The sequence below is a fragment of the Streptomyces sp. NPDC029014 genome (genome assembly GCF_055564695.1).
On record NZ_JBVHVT010000002.1, the window covers coordinates 150,881 to 167,462 of the forward strand.

Here is a 16,582-nt window from a genome sequence, read left to right on the forward strand (position 1 = left end):
GGCCCTGGTAGAACAGTGACCGGTGGGTATCCAGGAGCGCGAGCGCAAGGTGTACCGGCCGCTGCGGCGGGCCGGCCTCGAGGTGATCCCGAACGCCGTGCCGGACGGCACGATGCCGTTCGTCGGGAGCTGGGGTGCCGAGGACGTCGTCGGCGGCTTCTCGCACCGGTACGACACCCCGCGGCTCGTCGAGCGGCTCAACGAGGGCTGGTACGACCTCGCGGTCTCCTCGGGTCTTCTCGACCACCGGCGCGAGTTCCTCGTCCACCTCCCCCACGGCACCCGCACGCACCAGGCCGTCCTGCAGGACATGCGCAGTGGCCGCCATACCGCACCGGCGGTCTGGACCCGGGTCCGGCTCCTGGACCGCTGGGACGTCATGGGCCGGGGCGCGGCGTCGGCGTTCCTCGGCATACGCGCGGGCCACCCGGGCTTCGGCATGATGTCCCTCGACAGCAGCGTGTACGTCAGTTGCTCGACGGGCGAGGCCGGCGTGGACGTGACCGCGGTGGCCCACCCGGACCGCTCCGAGAACGTCCTGCGGTTCCTCGAATGGTTCGCGCAGTGGGACGGCTCCTCCCGCGAACGCGAGTTGCAGAGACAGATCGCCGTCTGGCTCGCGGCGAAGACCTAGTCGGACGAGCGGGTCCAGCCGTCCGCGCGGAGGGCCGCGGCGTCGGTCGGGCGGTCCTCCGAGAACAACAGCCGGGCCCGCTCCGACACCCGTACGACGTCCACGTACACCCCGCGCCCGACGTAGCGGCCGGTCGCGGCGTGCCGGAAGCGCAGGTGCACCGGGCGGCCCGCCCAGGCCGTGAGGGGGGCCTCCAGGCGGTGCCAGATGCGGCCCGACCAGCCGTCGGTGCGGCCCTGCGGCCACTGTTCGGCGGTGCCACCGGTGGTGCGGACCGTGGTGAACGGCAGCGGCTGCCACACCGTGCCGTCCGCCGACGCCTCCAGGTGGAAGGCACCCTCGCCGGGCACGGTGTCCCACCACACGGCACAGCGCAGCCGGGCCTCGGCGGTGGCCGGGGTGAGCGGGGGCAGCGTCAGGGTGCCGGAGCCGCCGGGCTCCATGCCGGAGAACCAGGCCGGGCCGCCGTGCCGGGTCCGGACCGGGACGGCTCGGGCGAAGCGGTTGCCGACCGCGATCCGCGGGGCACTGCCCGCCCGCCAGGTGCGTACGGGGTGCACGGAGTTGCCGAGCAGGATGAGGAAGGAGTCGGTGGAGGGGTCCAGGACGAGGGAGGTGCCGGTGAAGCCGGTGTGGCCGGCGGACCGGGGGGTGGCCATGGCGCCCATGTACCAGTGCTGGTAGAGCTCGAAGCCGAGACCGTGGTCGTCGCCGGGGAAGGCGGTGTTGAAGTCGGTGAAGAGCAGTTCGACGGAGGCGGGGCGCAGGATGCGTCGGCCGGCGTAGATCCCGCCGTCGAGGAGGGCGCGGGCGAGGACGGCGAGGTCCCAGGCCGTGCTGAAGATCCCGGCGTGGCCGGCGACGCCGCCGAGGGCGTACGCGTTCTCGTCGTGCACCCTGCCCCACACCAGCCCGCGGTCCAGGCCGGACCAGGGTGGGCGCTGGACCTCGGTGGCGGCCGTGACGCGGCGCCAGGAGAGCGGCGGGTTGTAGCGCGTGCGGTGCATCCCGAGCGGAGCAGTGATCTCGTCCTGGAGCAGGAGATCCAGAGTGTGACCGGTGATCCGTTCCAGGAGCAGTTGCAGCGTGATGAGGTTGAGGTCCGAGTAGCGGTACACCGTCCCGGGCGGCTCCTGGGGACGCACGGACCACAGCAGCCGCAACTGCCCCGCCCGGGTGGGCTCCTGGTAGAACGGTGCCCAGGAGCGCAGCCCCGACGTGTGGGTGAGAAGCTGCCGGACCGTGATCAACTCCTTGCCGCCGCCGGTGAACTCGGGCAGGTACCGGTCCACCGGAGCCTCCAACTCCAGACGGCCGCGCTCCATCTGCTGGACCGCCAGCAGTGACGTGAACAGCTTGGTCAGCGACGCCAGGTCGAAGACGGTGTCCTCCGCCATCGCGATGCGCTGCGCCGCCGGGAACTCCTGGGCGAGGTCGGTCCGGCCGTCGTAGTCCGCGTACCGTACGGCGTCGCCCATCGCCCGGTGCAGGGCGATGGTCCGGCCGCGGCCCGCGAGGACCACGGCCCCGGCGTAATAGGGGTGCAGGGGGGAGGGGCCGAGGAACCGCCGGGCCTCCTCCACCACCTGCTCCAAGTGCCGCTCCAGCAGCCCGGCCTGGCGCGCGGACCCGTACCGCAGCCGCAGCCCCTGGAGCGCCCGCCGCTCGGCCGGGTTGCCCGCCGCCCCGGCGGCCCCGGGCAGCACCCCCTGCAACAGCAACACCCCGCCCAACGCCAGCAACCGGCCCCCCAGCGCCCGCCGCGTCAGCCCGCCGCCGGGAGGCCGCCCCCCGCTGCTGCTGCCGCTGCCGCCGCCGTGGGTCTCGCGGGTCCTGCGGTCTGCGCCGTCACCGCCGTCGCGACCGCCGGCACCGGCTTCCGAACCGCCGTGGTGGTGGCCGTGGTCGTCGCCGGTGGGGGTTCCGCCGACGGGCGCGGAGCCGCGGCGGAGCCCGGCCGAGTCCCCGCTGCCGCCGCGCTGTGCGCCGGCGGTCCCGACCTCGCCGCGCTGCCCGGCGGTGTTTCCGACGCTGTCGTGCGGGGTGCTGGTGTTCACGTCTCCGCCGTGCTGCGCTTCGACGATCTCGCTGTCACCGCGCTGCCCGTCGGCGGCTGCGTTCCTGCTGCACCGCGTGTTGGCGTTGCCGTCCGCTCCGGGCTGCCTGCGCGCCCCGTCGTCCGTGTCGCGCGGCCCGCCGGTCCCGCCGGTCCCGCCGTGGCTGTGCCCGCCGCGCATCCCGTTGCCGTGCCGCCCGTTCGTGCCGTGCCGCCCGCTGCCTTCGCCGCTCGTGGCGTCGTCGGTGTGGTCCGCGCCGTTGCCGACGGCCGTTCCACTGCCGCTGCGGAGTGCACTCCCTTGCCCGTCGACTGCGCGGGCTGCCGGGTGGAAGGTGTCGTGTGTGCCGTCCTCGCCGTCGGGCGCGGTGCCGCGGGGTGGGAGCCCGTCGCGCAGATGGTTTCCGCCGTTGCCGCTGAGCGGGTCGGTCGACCCTGCGGCGTCCGTGTCATCGGCGTTGCCGCAGGGGGTTGCGGGAAGTGCGGTGGGGCGGGGGCCTGTGGTTCCGTCGCCGCTGTTGCCGCTGTTGCCGCTGTTGCCGCTGTTGCCGCTGTTGCCGCTGCTGCCGTGGCGTGGGGGTGCGGCGCCGGCGGTCGTGCCGGCCGGTTCGGCTGCCGGGCCGTTGCCGTCGGTGCCGCGGTACGGGCGGTGGGCGCGGGGGGTGCCGGCGGGCCCGGTTCCGTCGTCGTCGGCCGCGTCGGCCGTGGCCATGTGCGGGGCTCGCGCGGGCGGGCCGTCGGCTGCCCTCAGGCTCGGCTCCTGCGCGTCGTACGCGGGCCGGGCGGGGTGCGCCGTGTCCTCTGCCCCGCGGTCGGGCGCGGGGCCGCCGTCCGGTCGGGGTGGGGTGGCGGGGCCGGCGGCCGGTCGGGGTGGGGTGGCGGGGCCGGCGGCCGGAGCGGCGCGGTCCGCGGCGTGCGGCCTCCGCGCCGCGGGGGCCTCGGAGCCGGGCCCCGCGGGGTGGGTGCGGGGCGGCGCCCCGAGGGGGTGCGAGGGCGTGGTGTCGTGGTCGGGGGGCGCTTCCGCGTCCTGGGCGCGGTGCGCCGTGTCGTCCCCCGTGCGTGCCTCCATGGTGGGCCTCCTGTCCGCCCTATCGGCGTCTCGAAGTATCTGCCCGCCCGCGGCGTGCGCCCCGCACGGATCACCCCCAAAGAATCTGACGCTGCATCAGAAAACCCCTTCCCTCGACCGCCGGGCTGCGGCATGCTGCCGCCCATGCAGACGGAGCTGAGCAAGAGACTGGGAGTCGAGCACGCCCTCTTCGGCTTCACCCCCTTCCCCGCGGTCGCCGCCGCGATCACCCGTGCCGGCGGCTTCGGCGTGCTCGGCGCGGTCCGCTACACCGCCCCCGACGACCTGCGGCGCGACCTCGACTGGATGCAGGCGCACACCGACGGCAAGCCCTACGGCCTCGACGTCGTCATGCCCGCCAAGAAGGCCGTCGACGGCATCGGCGAGGCCGAGATCGAGGCGATGATCCCGGCCGGCCACCGCAACTTCGTCCGCGACACCCTCGCCAAGCACCACGTCCCCGAGCTCCCCGAGGGCGAGTCCTCCGGCTGGCGGATCACCGGCTGGATGGAGCAGGTCGCCCGCGCCCAGCTCGACGTGGCCTTCGACTACCCCGTCAAACTCCTCGCGAACGCCCTGGGTTCCCCGCCCGCCGACGTCATCGCCCGCGCCCACGACCGCGGCGTCCTCGTCGCCGCCCTCGCCGGCAGCGCCAAGCACGCCCGCCGGCACGCCGAAGCCGGCATCGACATCGTCGTCGCCCAGGGGTACGAGGCCGGCGGCCACACCGGCGAGATCGCCACCATGGTCCTCGTCCCCGAGATCGCCGAAGCGGTCGCCCCGCTGCCCGTCCTCGCCGCCGGCGGCATCGGCAGTGGCGAGCAGATCGCCGCCGGGCTCGCCCTCGGCGCGCAGGGCGTCTGGCTCGGCTCCCTCTGGCTGACCACCACCGAAGCCGAACTCCACTCACGCGCCCTCACCGAGAAGCTCCTCGCCGCCGGCTCCGGCGACACCGTCCGCTCCCGTGCCCTCACCGGCAAGCCCGCCCGACAGCTGCGCACCGAGTGGACCGACGCCTGGGACGGCCCGGACGGACCCGGCGCCCTGCCCATGCCCCTCCAGGGACTGCTGGTCGCCGAGGCGCTCTCCCGGATCCAGAGGTACGAGGTCCAGCCGCTGCTCGGGACCCCCGTCGGCCAGATCGTCGGCCGCATGAACAGCGAGCGCAGCGTCCGGGCCGTCTTCGACGACCTCACCCGCGGCTTCGAGAAGGCCGTCGACCGCATCAACCGCATCGCCGGCCGGACGGCGTGAAAGGGGTGACCCGAGTGAGCAGTGTGACGGGCGCGAACGGTAGGGGCCACGGCAACGTGCCGCAATCCGCAGGCGGGTTCTGGGCCCAGGCCGCCGCCGACCCGCAGCGGGTCGTCCTGGTCACCCCGCAGGGCGAGGAGTGGACCGCCGGCCGGCTGCACGCCGACGCCAACCGCCTCGTCCACGGCCTGCGCGCCGCCGGACTCGAACGGGGCGACGCGTTCGCCGTGGTCCTCCCCAACGGCGTCGAGTTCCTCACCGCCTACCTCGCCGCCACCCAGGCCGGCTTCTACCTCGTCCCCGTCAACCACCACCTCGTCGGCCCCGAGATCGCCTGGATCGTCTCCGACTCCGGGGCCAAGGTGCTCATCGCCCACGACCGCTTCGCCGACGCCGCCACCGCCGCGGCCGACGAGGCCGCCCTTCCCGCGACGCACCGCTACGCCGTCGGCGCCGTCCCCGGCTTCCGCCCGTACGCCGGACTCCTCGACGGCAGGCCCGGCACACCCCCCGCGGAGCGCACCCTCGGCTGGGTCATGAACTACACCTCCGGCACCACCGGCCGCCCCCGCGGCATCCGCCGCCCGCTGCCGGGCAGGACCCCCGAGGAGACCCACCTCGGCGGCTTCCTCGGCATCTTCGGCATCCGCCCCTTCGACGACAACGTCCACCTGGTCTGCTCGCCGCTCTACCACACGGCGGTCCTGCAGTTCGCCGGGGCCTCGCTGCACATGGGCCACCCGCTGGTGCTGATGGACAAGTGGGCGCCACAGGAGATGCTGCGGCTGATCGAAGCCCACCGCTGCACCCACACCCACATGGTCCCCACCCAGTTCCACCGGCTGCTCGCCCTCCCGGAGGCGACCCGGTCGGTGTACGACGTCGGCTCCATGCGGCATGCCATCCACGGCGCCGCCCCCTGCCCCGAGCACGTCAAACGGGCGATGATCGCCTGGTGGGGGCAGTGCGTGGAGGAGTACTACGCGGCCAGTGAGGGCGGCGGGGCCTTCGCCACCGCCGAGGACTGGCTGAAGAAGCCGGGCACGGTCGGCCGGGCCTGGCCGATCAGCGAGCTCGCGGTCTTCGACGACGACGGCAACCGGCTGCCCGCCGGGGAAGTCGGCACCGTCTACATGAAGATGAACACCGGCGGCTTCAGCTACCACAAGGACGAGGGCAAAACGCGGAAGAACCGCATCGGCGACTTCTTCACGGTCGGCGACCTCGGACTGCTGGACGAGGAGGGCTACCTCTTCCTCCGCGACCGCAAGATCGACATGATCATCTCGGGCGGGGTCAACATCTACCCCGCCGAGATCGAGGCCGCGCTGCTCACCCATCCGGCGGTCGCCGACGCCGCCGTCTTCGGCATCCCGCACGCCGACTGGGGCGAGGAGGTCAAAGCGGTCGTCGAGCCGGCCGACGGCCACGAACCGGGGGAGGAGCTGGCCGCCGGGATCCTGGCGCACTGCGCGGGCCTGCTGGCCGGCTACAAACGGCCCAGGACCGTCGACTTCATCACGGAGATGCCCCGCGACCCCAACGGCAAGCTGTACAAGCGGCGCCTGCGCGACCCGTACTGGGAGGGCCGCGACCGGGCGGTGTGACCGGGGCCCGGCGGCAGGCGGACGGGCAGCGCGACCGGGCGCGGCCTTCCGATGGCGCCACGCCCCGGCCGTACGCTCAGCAGCGCAACCTTGCGGGCCGCCCGGGCTAACCGACGGCCGCGCCTGTGGCAGGGCGCCCGCGGACATCGATGAGATGGGCGGCGGACCGACTCGGTCCGCAATCCCACGCCATCTCACGCACTCCCTCCGGCCTGCGCGGCCGAGGGAGGTAAGGAAGTCATGAACGCGAGTACCACCTCCCGCCGCTCCCGGCGCCGGGCCCTGGGCGTCGCGGCCCTCACGGCGGCGGCCGTCGCCGGCCAGCTGCTGGTCATGTCCCCGCTGGCCCAGGCGGCCGGTGACCCCGAGGCCCGTGCGGTCACCTCCGCCCGGAACCTGCTGGAGCCGCCGCCGGACCAGGACGACCCCTCCCTGGGCGAGGAAGGCCGTCCCGAGGACGCCCCGCCGCCCGGGGAGGACAAGCAGAAGCCGAAGCAGAAGCAGAAGCCGAAGCAGAAGCAGAAGTCCCCGCACCACGGAGTGCAGGAGTACACCAACGACGGGACCTTCGTGCCCCCGCCGGGCGTGACCTCGGTGTTCATCCAGGCCTGGGGCGCCGGCGGTGGCGGTGGCGGTGGCGGTGGCGGTGGCAGCGGCACCAACGTCGGCGACGGCGGCACCGGCGGCGGTGGCGGTGGCGGCGGCCTGGCGTGGTGCGCCGTCCCGGTGAAGCCGGGGCAGGCGTACGTGGTCGTCGTCGGCGACGGCGGCACGGGCGGCACCGGTGGCCCCGGCGGCACGGGCGGAGGCCCCGGCACCGCCGGCAACCCGGGCACGGCGGGCACCGCCACCACCCTGGCCTCGCCCAAGGGTGACGTCCTGGTCACCGCCGGCGGCGGTGGCGGCGGTGGCGGGGGCGGTGGCGGGACCACCGTCGACGGAGCGGACGGCACGCCCGGCACCGGCGGCACCGCCACGTGCCGCACCGGCGGCGTGACCCGGCCCGGGGAGACCCCGACCGGCAACAGCAGCGGCGGCGTCGCCGACGGCATCATCGGCCTGCCCGACGCCGCCGGCACCGGCGGCTTCGGTGCCGGGGGCGGTGCCAGCGGCACCACGTCGGGCGGCAACGGCGGTACGTCGATCGGCAGCGGTGACGGATACGCCGTCATCTTCTGGTAGCCCGCCCACGGCAGAGGCGGCCGGCCGCAGTCCCCGGCGCGGGGACCGCGGCCGGCCCGCGCCGCCGGTCGCGCGGCGGACCACGGGGCGTGGCAGCGTGGGGGCATGAGACGCGCAGTCCTCAGGCTCCCCGCCGCTGCATGGACCGTCCTGGTCCCCCTCGTCTCGCTCCTCGCGCTCGTGTTCAGCTGGGGGCGGGACCTGCCGGGATACGCGGTGGCGATCGTCGCGCTGTGCCTCGCCGGCGCGGTGCTCGCGGCCGTGCACCACGCCGAGGTCGTCGCCCACCGGGTGGGCGAGCCGTTCGGGTCCCTCGTCCTCGCGGTGGCCGTGACCGTCATCGAAGTGGCCCTCATCGTCACCCTGATGGTCGACGGCGGCGTCAAAACCGCCTCGCTGGCCCGGGACACCGTCTTCGCCGCCGTCATGATCACCTGCGACGGCATCGTCGGTCTGTCCCTGCTCGTCGGTGCCCTGCGCAACCGGGTCGCCGTGTTCAACGCCGAGGGCTCCGGCGCCGCCCTCGCCAGCGTGGCCACCCTCGCCACCCTCAGCCTGGTCCTGCCGACGTTCACCACCAGCAAACCCGGCCCCGAGTTCTCCGGGGCCCAGCTCACCTTCGCCGCCTGCGCCTCGCTCGCCCTCTACGGGCTGTTCGTCTCCGTGCAGACCATCCGGCACCGGGACTACTTCCTGCCCGTCGTCACCGGCACCGACACCGGCGACGACAACCATGCCGCGCCGCCCAGCGCCCGCGCCGCCGGGATCAGCCTCGGGCTGCTGCTCGTCGCCCTCGTCGCCGTCGTCGGCAACGCCAAGGCCGTCTCGCCGACCATCGAGTCGGCCGTGGCGGAGGCCGGCCTGCCGCAGGCCGTCGTCGGCGTCGTCATCGCCCTGCTCGTCCTGCTGCCCGAGACGCTCGCCGCCGTCCGCGCCGCCAGCCGCGACCGCGTCCAGACCAGCCTCAACCTCGCGTACGGCTCCGCCCTCGCCAGCATCGGCCTCACCATCCCGGCCATCGCCCTCGCCTCCCTGTGGCTGTCGGGCCCGCTGGTGCTCGGCCTCGGGCCGGTCCACATGGTGCTGCTCGCCCTCACGGTCTCGGTCGGCACCCTCACCGTCGTACTCGGCCGCGCCACCCTGCTGCAAGGAGGCGTCCACGTGGTCGTCCTGGCCGCCTACCTCTTCCTGGCGGTGAGCCCGTGAGCCCGCTCCCTGCGCGGCTCGACGCCGTACATCCGCACCCCCCACCTGATCGCCCACGAGGACGCCGTGCCGTACGCGGTGCGCGCGCCGGAGCTGCTCGGACGTCGCCGGTACGGCAGACGGGGTGCCGGGTACCGGCCGGGGGCCGGCGGCCCGTTCGGGTCCCGGTGGTTGACCCGTCGTGCGCGGGGGCACGAGGATCGCGGTATGACGGCAGTGCGGGACAACACGGTCGACGGGCTCGTGCGGGACAGCGCGCGCCGGTTCCCCGAGCGGGAGGCCCTGCGGTACCGGGACCGGGCGTGGACGTACGCCGAGCTCGACGCGGCGGTCTCCACCGGAGCCGCCGTCCTGCGCGGGCGGTACGGGCTGGACGCCGGCGACCGCGTCGTGGCCTTCGCCCACAACTCCGACGCCTACCTGCTCGCCTTCCTCGCCTGCGCCCGGGCCGGCCTCACGCACGTCCCCGTCAACCAGAACCTCACCGGCGACGACCTCGCGCACATCCTGGCCGACTGCGCGGGCGCGCTGGTCCTCGCCGACCCGGACCTGACCCCGCGGATCCCTGACGGGTACCCGGTGCGGCCGCTGCGCGACGCACCCGGCTCCTTCCTCGACGAGCTCGCCGAACCGCTGCCGTGCGAGGCGGCCGGCGACCCGGGCGCCGTGGTCCAGCTGCTGTACACCTCCGGCACCACCGCCCTGCCCAAGGGCGCGATAATGACGCACCGGGCGCTGGCCCACGCGTACGAGAGCGCCGTCGAGGCGTTGGACCTGCACGCGGAGGACCTGCCGGCGCACGCCCTGCCGCTGTACCACTCGGCGCAGATGCACGTCTTCCTGCTGCCCTACCTGGCCGTCGGCGCACGGAACACGATCCTGGACGCACCCGTGGCCGAAGAGCTGTTCGAGCTGGTGGAGGCGGGAAGGGCGGACAGCTTCTTCGCGCCGCCCACGGTCTGGATCGCCTTCGCCGACCACCCCGAGTTCGAGCGGCGCGAGCTGGGCGGACTGCGCAAGGCGTAATACGGGGCGTCCGTGATGCCGGTGCCGGTCCTGGAGCGGCTGCGGGCACGGCTGCCCCGGCTCGGCTTCTACAACTGCTTCGGGCAGAGCGAGATCGGGCCGCTGGCCACCGTGCTCGGGCCCGCGGAGCACGACGGGCGGCTGGAGTCCTGCGGGCGGCCGGTCCGGCACGTCGAGGCGAAGGTCGTCGACGAGGACGGCGCGGACGTGCCCGACGGCACCGCGGGCGAGGTGGTGTACCGCTCGCCGCAGCTCTGCCTGGGCTACTGGAACGACCCCGGGGCCACGCAGGAAGCCTTCAGGGACGGCTGGTTCCGCTCCGGTGACCTGGCGGTGCGCGATGCGCAGGGGTACTTCACGGTCGTCGACCGGGTCAAGGACGTCATCAACTCGGGCGGGGTGCTGGTCGCCTCCCGGCAGGTCGAGGACGTGCTCTACACGCACCCCGCGGTGGCCGAGGCGGCGGTCGTGGGACTGCCCGACGAGCGGTGGATCGAGGCGGTCACGGCCGTGGTGGTGCCGCGCGGGGACCTGGCGGAGGCGGAGCTGCTGGCGTACGCACGGGAGCGGCTGGCCCACTTCAAGGCCCCGAAGCGGGTGCTGTTCGTCGAGGCCCTGCCGCGCAACGCCAGCGGCAAGATCCTCAAGCGGGAGCTGCGCGACCGTTTCGGCCGGCCGGCCGACCGCTGACACGGCGGTTTCGTCGAGGCGGTCCTGGACCGCTACCGGCTGCCCGGCGACAGCACCCCGTACGTCGACGTCGCCCTGCGGCCCGGTCGGTCGGGCAGGAAGCCGGACGGGGCGGTTCATTCGAGGAGCAGGCCGTCGTGCCGCAACCGGCGCAGGGTCAGGTGTTCGTGGACCATTCGGCCCACGAGCGCGCCCCCGTAGACGACGAAGCCGACGCCGACGAGCCAGGACTGGACGACCAGCAGCGTGCCGAACGGCCCGTACGTCACGGCGTTGGAGGCGATCAGCGGTGAGAACACCAGCTGGGAGAAGATCCGCAGGCCGAGCAGGCCCAGGCCGGTCGCCACGGCCCCGGGCAGCAGGGCCCGCCAGCGGACCCGCCCGCCCAGCAGCAGGCGCTGGGACCCCCAGAAGAAGACGCAGGTGCCGACGACGTCCCCGGTGCCGACGAGGAGGTTCCCCAGGGTGTTGTCCGACGGGGCGGGGACCCCCACGAGCAGCGCCAGGTAGCACACCAGCAGGGCCAGCCAGACGACGTGCCGCCACATGGTGTGCCACCGGGCCGTGGGCAGGTCCCACACCTTCTCGTACCCGGTCTGCACGGCCGACCCGAAGGTCAGGCCGAACACCGCCAGGGCGGCGAGGCCGAAGGCGGTGGTCCGCTCCAGCGCCAGGTCGGCCGACGCGAACAGCATCTCGATCCGGGCCCGGGAGGACGCCGCGACCCCGAGCGCCTGGCCCAGCCAGCGGCCGAAGTTCGAGCCGCTGCCGGGCGCGGCGGCCGCCACCACGACCAGCAGCGGCACCAGGGTCAGGAACCCGAGGGCGGCGAAGCCCATGGCCCGGTGCATCAGCTCCATCTCGCGCCCCCGGCTCCAGGCGAGCCCGACCGGGGAGGCCTGGAGCCGGTCGTGGAGCTGTCGGAGCTTGGCGGTCACGCCTCATGCACTACCCGCACGGGCCCGACGGCTCTCGGGGGCCGCCCCGAAGTACGGCCGATCGGGGGTCTCCACCTGCTGGTCCTTGAAGTTGGGTCAGTGAGCTGCGCCGTTCGTTGCCCTGGGGCCATCCGGTGTGGCGATTCGCGACCGCCGGGGGCCTGACACCCGCCGACGGGAAGGTGTTGCGACTGGCAGGCGCGCACCTCGGGTCGCTTGCCTCCCGTGATCCCAAGGCCCGGTGCGCGGACGGCCTGGAACGCTCCACGGACACGTGGGCGGCCCGGAAGAAGAGCCTGACCTCTGAGTCATCGTCCCGCTGGGCGGGGGCGATCACCAAGGCAACGCACGACCAGTGGGCCTTGTCCCGCGCTGCCAGCTCGCGCACATCCAGGGCCTCGAAGCAGGCCTCACGATGATTCGGCACCGTCTGTCCCAGCCCATCGGGGAGAAGGGCACCAAGAAGGATCCAGGCGGGTACCGCTCGAAGAACGACGGACCGTCCAGGCCGGACCGGAAGCCCTTGGGCGTGGGGAAACCCGCCGCCGCGTCTCCGGACCACGGACACGATCCGTGCAGCCGGACGCGGCGAGTACGCGGGCGACCAGGACACCCAAAGCCGTTCGGGATGTCCGCAGTGACCAGGTATAGGTCCGAGACCTACTCCTGCTCACTGATGAGGAACGGTTTCAGCCGCCCGGACGCGTGTCCCCGCCCTCCCCGGCGCCGCGCAGGTCGACCAGCCGCTTGAGCTTGCCCACGGAACGCTCCAGCGTCTCCGGGTCGACGACCTCGACCGCGACGGTGACGCCGATGCCCTCCTTGACCGCCCGCACCACGGCGGCGGCCGCGGACTCCCGACGGGCGGAGTCCGTGTCCGGGCGCGCCTCCACCCGTACCGTCAGCGCGTCCATCCGGCCCTCGCGGTACAGCCGCAGCTGGAAGTGCGGGGCCAGACCGGGCGTGCCGAGCAGGATCTCCTCGATCTGGGTCGGGTACAGGTTCACCCCGCGCAGGATGAGCATGTCGTCGCTGCGCCCGGTGATCTTCTCCATGCGCCGGAACGCGGGCCGGGCGGTGCCCGGCAGCAGCCGCGTCAGGTCCCGGGTCCGGTAGCGCACCACCGGCATGGCCTCCTTGGTGAGGGAGGTGAACACCAGCTCACCGGGCTCGCCGTCCGGCAGTACCTCGCCGGTCAGCGGGTCCACCACCTCCGGGTAGAAGTGGTCCTCCCACACGTGCAGGCCGTCCTTGTGGGTGGCGAACTCCTGCGCCACGCCCGGGCCGATGACCTCGGACAGGCCGTAGATGTCCACCGCGTCGATGTCGAGCCGCTCCTCGATCTCCCGGCGCATCCCCTCGGTCCACGGTTCCGCGCCGAATATCCCCGTTCGCAGGGAGGTGCTGCGCGGGTCGATGCCCTGCCGCTCCATCTCGTCGAGCAGGGTCAGCATGTACGAGGGCGTCACCATGATGACCTCGGGCCGGAAGTCCTGGATCAGCCGTACCTGGCGGTCCGTCATACCGCCGGAGGCGGGCACGACCGTACAGCCCAGCCGTTCCGCCCCGTAGTGCGCGCCCAGGCCCCCGGTGAACAGGCCGTACCCGTAGGCGATGTGCACGATCTGGCCCGGCCGTCCGCCGGCCGCCCGGATCGAGCGGGCGACGACCGCGGCCCAGGTGTCCAGGTCCCGCTCGGTGTAGCCGACCACCGTGGGGCGGCCGGTGGTGCCGCTGGAGGCGTGCAGTCGGCGCACCTCCGTGCGGGGCACGGCGAACATGCCGAACGGGTACTGCCCGCGCAGGTCCGCCTTCGTGGTGAACGGGAAGCGGGCCAGATCGGCGAGGGAGCGGCAGTCGTCCGGATGCACCCCGGCCTTGTCGAAGGCCTGCCGGTAGAAGGGCACCCGCTCGTAGGCGCGGGCCAGGGTGTCCCGCAGCCGGGTCAGCTGCAGTGCGGCCAGCTCCTCGCGGCCGAGCCGCTCGCCCGCGTCCCGTAGGTCCTCGTACTGCGTCATGTGCCCTCACCCCGTCGTGAGCCGAACAGCCGACCGATCATTCGGTACATTGCCCGACCGGGGTGGCCAAAATCAATGACTCGAACGAGTGGTCGCACGACAGGGTGCGCCCGTGCTTTCCGTCACCCCGTACGACGGGACGGGGCCTGGCCGGGGGCCGGGCCCCCGTCACCCGGCCGGCGGCGGGTTCCGGCGGGCGGCCGCCGCGTCGGCCTCCACCGCCACCGACTTCGCCCACCGGTAGTCCGCCTTGCCGCTCGGCGACCGTTGCACGGCCGGTGCGATGACCAGCTGGCGCGGGATCTTGTACCCCGCCAGCCTGGTCCGGCAGTGGCTCTGGATCTCGTCCAGCGTCGGCTCCGGCGCGCCCCCGCGCAGTTGGACCACCGCCGCGACATGGCTGCCCCACTGCGCGTCCGGCACCCCGGCGACCAGGGCGTCGTACACGTCCGGATGCGCCTTCAGCGCCTGCTCCACCTCCTCTGGGTACACCTTCTCGCCGCCCGTGTTGATGCACTGCGAGCCGCGCCCCAGCACGGTGACGATGCCCTCGGCGTCCACGGTGGCCATGTCCCCGAGCAGCACCCACCGCTCCGCGCCCTTGCGGAAGAAGGTCTCGGCGGTCTTCGCGGGGTCGTTGTAGTAGCCGAGCGGTACGTGGCCGCGCTGCGCGAGCCGCCCGGGCACGCCCGGCGGCACCGGCTCGTGCGTCGCCGGGTCCACCACCTGCGTACGGTCGTTGACGACGAGCCGGAAGCCCCGCTCCGGGCCGGCGTCGTCGGCCGCCCGACCGTTGGAACCGGACTCCGAGGAGCCGAAGTTGTTGAGCAGCAGCACGTTCGGGACGAGCCGCAGGAACTCGGCGCGGACCGAGTCCGACATGATCGCCCCGGACGAGGACACGCTGAACAGTGAGGACAGGTCGGTCCCCCGCAGCGGGCCCTTCAGCGCGTCGATGAGCGGCCGCAGCATCGCGTCGCCCACCAGGGACACGCTCGACACCTTCTCCTTCTCGATGGTCCGCAGCACCTCCTCGGGGACGTACTTGCGGTGGATGACCACCCGCTGGCCGTAGTTGAAGGCGATGAACGAGGTCAGCGTCGAGGTGCCGTGCATCAGCGGTGGGGCGGGGAAGAAGGTGAGCCCGGGGTCGCGCGCCGCGGCCCGCTCCGCCAGCTCCTCCGGCCGCTTGACCGGCTCGCCCGACGGCTCCCCGCCGAACAGGCCCGCGAAGAACAGGTCCTCCGCCCGCCACATGACGCCCTTGGGCATGCCGGTCGTGCCGCCGGTGTAGATGATGAACAGGTCGTCGGGGGAGCGGGGCCCGAAGCCGCGGTCCGGCGAGCCGGCCGCCTCCGCGTCCGCGAACGGCACCGGGGCGACGGCCGGCTCGGCTGCCCCCTCGGGGGCCCGCCCGACCCGGATCAGGTGGCGCAGCTTCGGTGTCCGGGGCAGGGCGGCCGCCACCCGCGCCGTGAACTCGCCCTCGAAGACGAGCGCGGCGAGGTCGGCGTCGTCGTAGAGGTAGACCAGCTCCTCCTCCACGTACCGGTAGTTGACGTTCACCGGCACCAGCCGGGCCTTCAGGCAGGCCAGCACGGTCTGGAGGTACTCGACCCCGTTGTAGAGGTGCAGGCCCACGTGCTCGCCGGCCTTCAGCCCGCTGTCCCGCAGGTGGTGGGCGACGCGGTTGGCCGCCGCGTCCAGCTGCGCGTACGTGAGGCGGCGCTCGGCACCGGTCCCCGGGTGGTCCACGTACACCAGGGCCTCGCGGTCCGGGACCACGTCCACGACCGATTCGAACAGGTCGGCAAGGTTGTACTCCACCGTTCCTCCTCACCCCCGAAGCTCCCTTGGCGGCCGGCCGGCCGGGCCGCCCGGCGGCCATTAGAGCGCCGCCCGGACCAACTGGGAAGGGTGCGGGACAACAAAACTGACTGAGTGTCAGAAAACCCTTGAACTGCACACCACGCTCCTGCAACCTGTTCTAGGTCTCGAGAGGGAGGACGGCAATGGGCGGCACCGAACACCTCACCGTCGAACGGCACGGCGCCACGCTCGTGCTCACCATGAACCGGCCCGAAGCGAAGAACGCGCTCTCGCTGCCCCTGCTGGTCGGGCTCCACGACGGCTGGCTGGAGGCCGATGCGGATGACAGCGTCCGCTCGATCGTGCTGACCGGCGCCGGAGGCGACTTCTGCGCCGGGATGGACCTCAAGGCGCTCGCCGGGAAGGGCATGGCCGGGGACGGGTACCGCGACCGCCTGAAGGCCGACCCCGACCTGCACTGGAAGGCGATGCTGCGCCACCACCGGCCGCGCAAGCCCGTCATCGCCGCCGTCGAGGGGTACTGCGTGGCCGGCGGCACCGAGATCCTCCAGGGCACCGACATCCGGGTCGCGGGCGCCGGCGCCACCTTCGGGCTCTTCGAGGTCCGGCGGGGCCTGTTCCCCATCGGCGGCTCGACCGTACGGCTGCCGCGCCAGATCCCCCGCACCCACGCCCTGGAAATGCTCCTGACCGGCCGGCCGTACTCCGCGGAGGAGGCCGCTCGGATCGGGCTCGTCGGCCACGTCGTCCCCACCGGCACGGCCCTGGGCGCGGCCCTGGAGATCGCCGAACAGATCAACGCCTGCGGCCCCCTCGCCGTCGAGGCTGTCAAGGCCTCGGTCTACGAGACCGCCGGACTCGACGAGACCACGGCACTGGCCGCCGAACTCGCCCGCGGCTGGCCGGTCTTCGACACGGCCGACGCCAAGGAGGGCGCCCGGGCCTTCGCCGGGAAACGTCCCCCGGTGTACCGCCGCGCCTAGACCGCCGCGCCGCCGCCCCTCGCTCGTCCGCCCGCGCCGCCGCCGCAGCACCCTACTCACCCGCCCGTCCGGAGAACTGGGAGAGCCGC

10 protein-coding genes and 2 pseudogenes are annotated in these 16,582 nt (G+C 73.8%); 8 read left to right on the plus strand and 4 right to left on the minus strand.

The window, feature by feature from the left end; genetic code table 11:
- Positions 1-22 precede the first annotated feature (22 nt).
- A complete protein-coding gene (locus ACZ4VL_RS02215) occupies positions 23-634 on the plus strand; it encodes a hypothetical protein (RefSeq protein WP_468194578.1) in 612 nt (203 codons plus the stop codon).
- Here the strand turns inward: ACZ4VL_RS02215 and ACZ4VL_RS02220 are convergent.
- Positions 631-2,403, minus strand: coding sequence for a serine hydrolase domain-containing protein (locus ACZ4VL_RS02220; protein WP_468194756.1), 1,773 nt, complete (start codon positions 2,401-2,403; stop codon positions 631-633). The genes ACZ4VL_RS02215 and ACZ4VL_RS02220 overlap by 4 nt on opposite strands.
- 1,500 nt (positions 2,404-3,903) lie before the next feature.
- Here ACZ4VL_RS02220 and ACZ4VL_RS02225 point away from each other — a divergent pair.
- The 5 genes and pseudogenes from ACZ4VL_RS02225 to ACZ4VL_RS02245 all read left to right on the plus strand — a co-directional run bounded on the left by ACZ4VL_RS02225 (position 3,904) and on the right by ACZ4VL_RS02245 (position 10,724).
- Complete coding sequence (locus tag ACZ4VL_RS02225) at positions 3,904-5,013, plus strand: nitronate monooxygenase (protein WP_468194581.1); 1,110 nt, start codon at positions 3,904-3,906, stop codon at positions 5,011-5,013.
- 56 nt (positions 5,014-5,069) lie between these two features.
- Entirely contained in the window at positions 5,070-6,620 is a 1,551-nt protein-coding gene (locus ACZ4VL_RS02230) for an acyl-CoA synthetase (RefSeq protein ID WP_468194584.1), read from the plus strand.
- Between the two features lie 240 nt (positions 6,621-6,860).
- Positions 6,861-7,802, plus strand: a complete 942-nt coding sequence (locus ACZ4VL_RS02235; RefSeq protein ID WP_468194587.1) for a hypothetical protein — start codon at positions 6,861-6,863, stop codon at positions 7,800-7,802.
- A 105-nt stretch (positions 7,803-7,907) separates the two neighbouring features.
- The gene (locus ACZ4VL_RS02240) at positions 7,908-9,008 is read left to right on the plus strand and encodes a calcium:cation antiporter (RefSeq protein ID WP_468194590.1); all 1,101 of its coding nucleotides are present in this window, start codon (positions 7,908-7,910) and stop codon (positions 9,006-9,008) included.
- Between the two features lie 207 nt (positions 9,009-9,215).
- Positions 9,216-10,724 (plus strand): annotated as a pseudogene (locus ACZ4VL_RS02245) (fatty acyl-CoA synthetase).
- Between the two features lie 116 nt (positions 10,725-10,840).
- Here ACZ4VL_RS02245 and ACZ4VL_RS02250 read toward each other — a convergent pair.
- Complete coding sequence (locus ACZ4VL_RS02250; protein WP_468194593.1) at positions 10,841-11,662, minus strand: YhjD/YihY/BrkB family envelope integrity protein; 822 nt, start codon at positions 11,660-11,662, stop codon at positions 10,841-10,843.
- A gap of 121 nt (positions 11,663-11,783) precedes the next feature.
- Here ACZ4VL_RS02250 and ACZ4VL_RS02255 point away from each other — a divergent pair.
- A pseudogene (locus ACZ4VL_RS02255) lies at positions 11,784-12,158 on the plus strand (IS200/IS605 family accessory protein TnpB-related protein); the annotation flags it as partial.
- A 193-nt stretch (positions 12,159-12,351) separates the two neighbouring features.
- Here the strand turns inward: ACZ4VL_RS02255 and paaK are convergent.
- Positions 12,352-13,680 (minus strand): phenylacetate--CoA ligase PaaK, encoded by a 1,329-nt coding sequence (paaK, locus tag ACZ4VL_RS02260; RefSeq protein WP_468194596.1) that lies wholly within the window; start codon positions 13,678-13,680, stop codon positions 12,352-12,354.
- A gap of 168 nt (positions 13,681-13,848) precedes the next feature.
- The gene (locus tag ACZ4VL_RS02265; RefSeq protein WP_468194599.1) at positions 13,849-15,507 is read right to left on the minus strand and encodes an acyl-CoA synthetase; all 1,659 of its coding nucleotides are present in this window, start codon (positions 15,505-15,507) and stop codon (positions 13,849-13,851) included.
- A 185-nt stretch (positions 15,508-15,692) separates the two neighbouring features.
- Between ACZ4VL_RS02265 and ACZ4VL_RS02270 the strand changes: the two genes are divergently transcribed.
- Positions 15,693-16,493, plus strand: coding sequence for a crotonase/enoyl-CoA hydratase family protein (locus tag ACZ4VL_RS02270; protein WP_468194602.1), 801 nt, complete (start codon positions 15,693-15,695; stop codon positions 16,491-16,493).
- Positions 16,494-16,582: the final 89 nt, after the last annotated feature.

Bases quoted from the DNA above. Each gene is read 5' to 3' on its own strand.
- ACZ4VL_RS02270 (WP_468194602.1), top strand. From the start codon at position 15,693: ATGGGCGGCACCGAACACCTCACCGTCGAACGGCACGGCGCCACGCTC.
- paaK (WP_468194596.1), bottom strand. From the start codon at position 13,680: ATGACGCAGTACGAGGACCTACGGGACGCGGGCGAGCGGCTCGGCCGC.
- ACZ4VL_RS02225 (WP_468194581.1), top strand. From the start codon at position 3,904: ATGCAGACGGAGCTGAGCAAGAGACTGGGAGTCGAGCACGCCCTCTTC.
- ACZ4VL_RS02235 (WP_468194587.1), top strand. From the start codon at position 6,861: ATGAACGCGAGTACCACCTCCCGCCGCTCCCGGCGCCGGGCCCTGGGC.
- ACZ4VL_RS02240 (WP_468194590.1), top strand. From the start codon at position 7,908: ATGAGACGCGCAGTCCTCAGGCTCCCCGCCGCTGCATGGACCGTCCTG.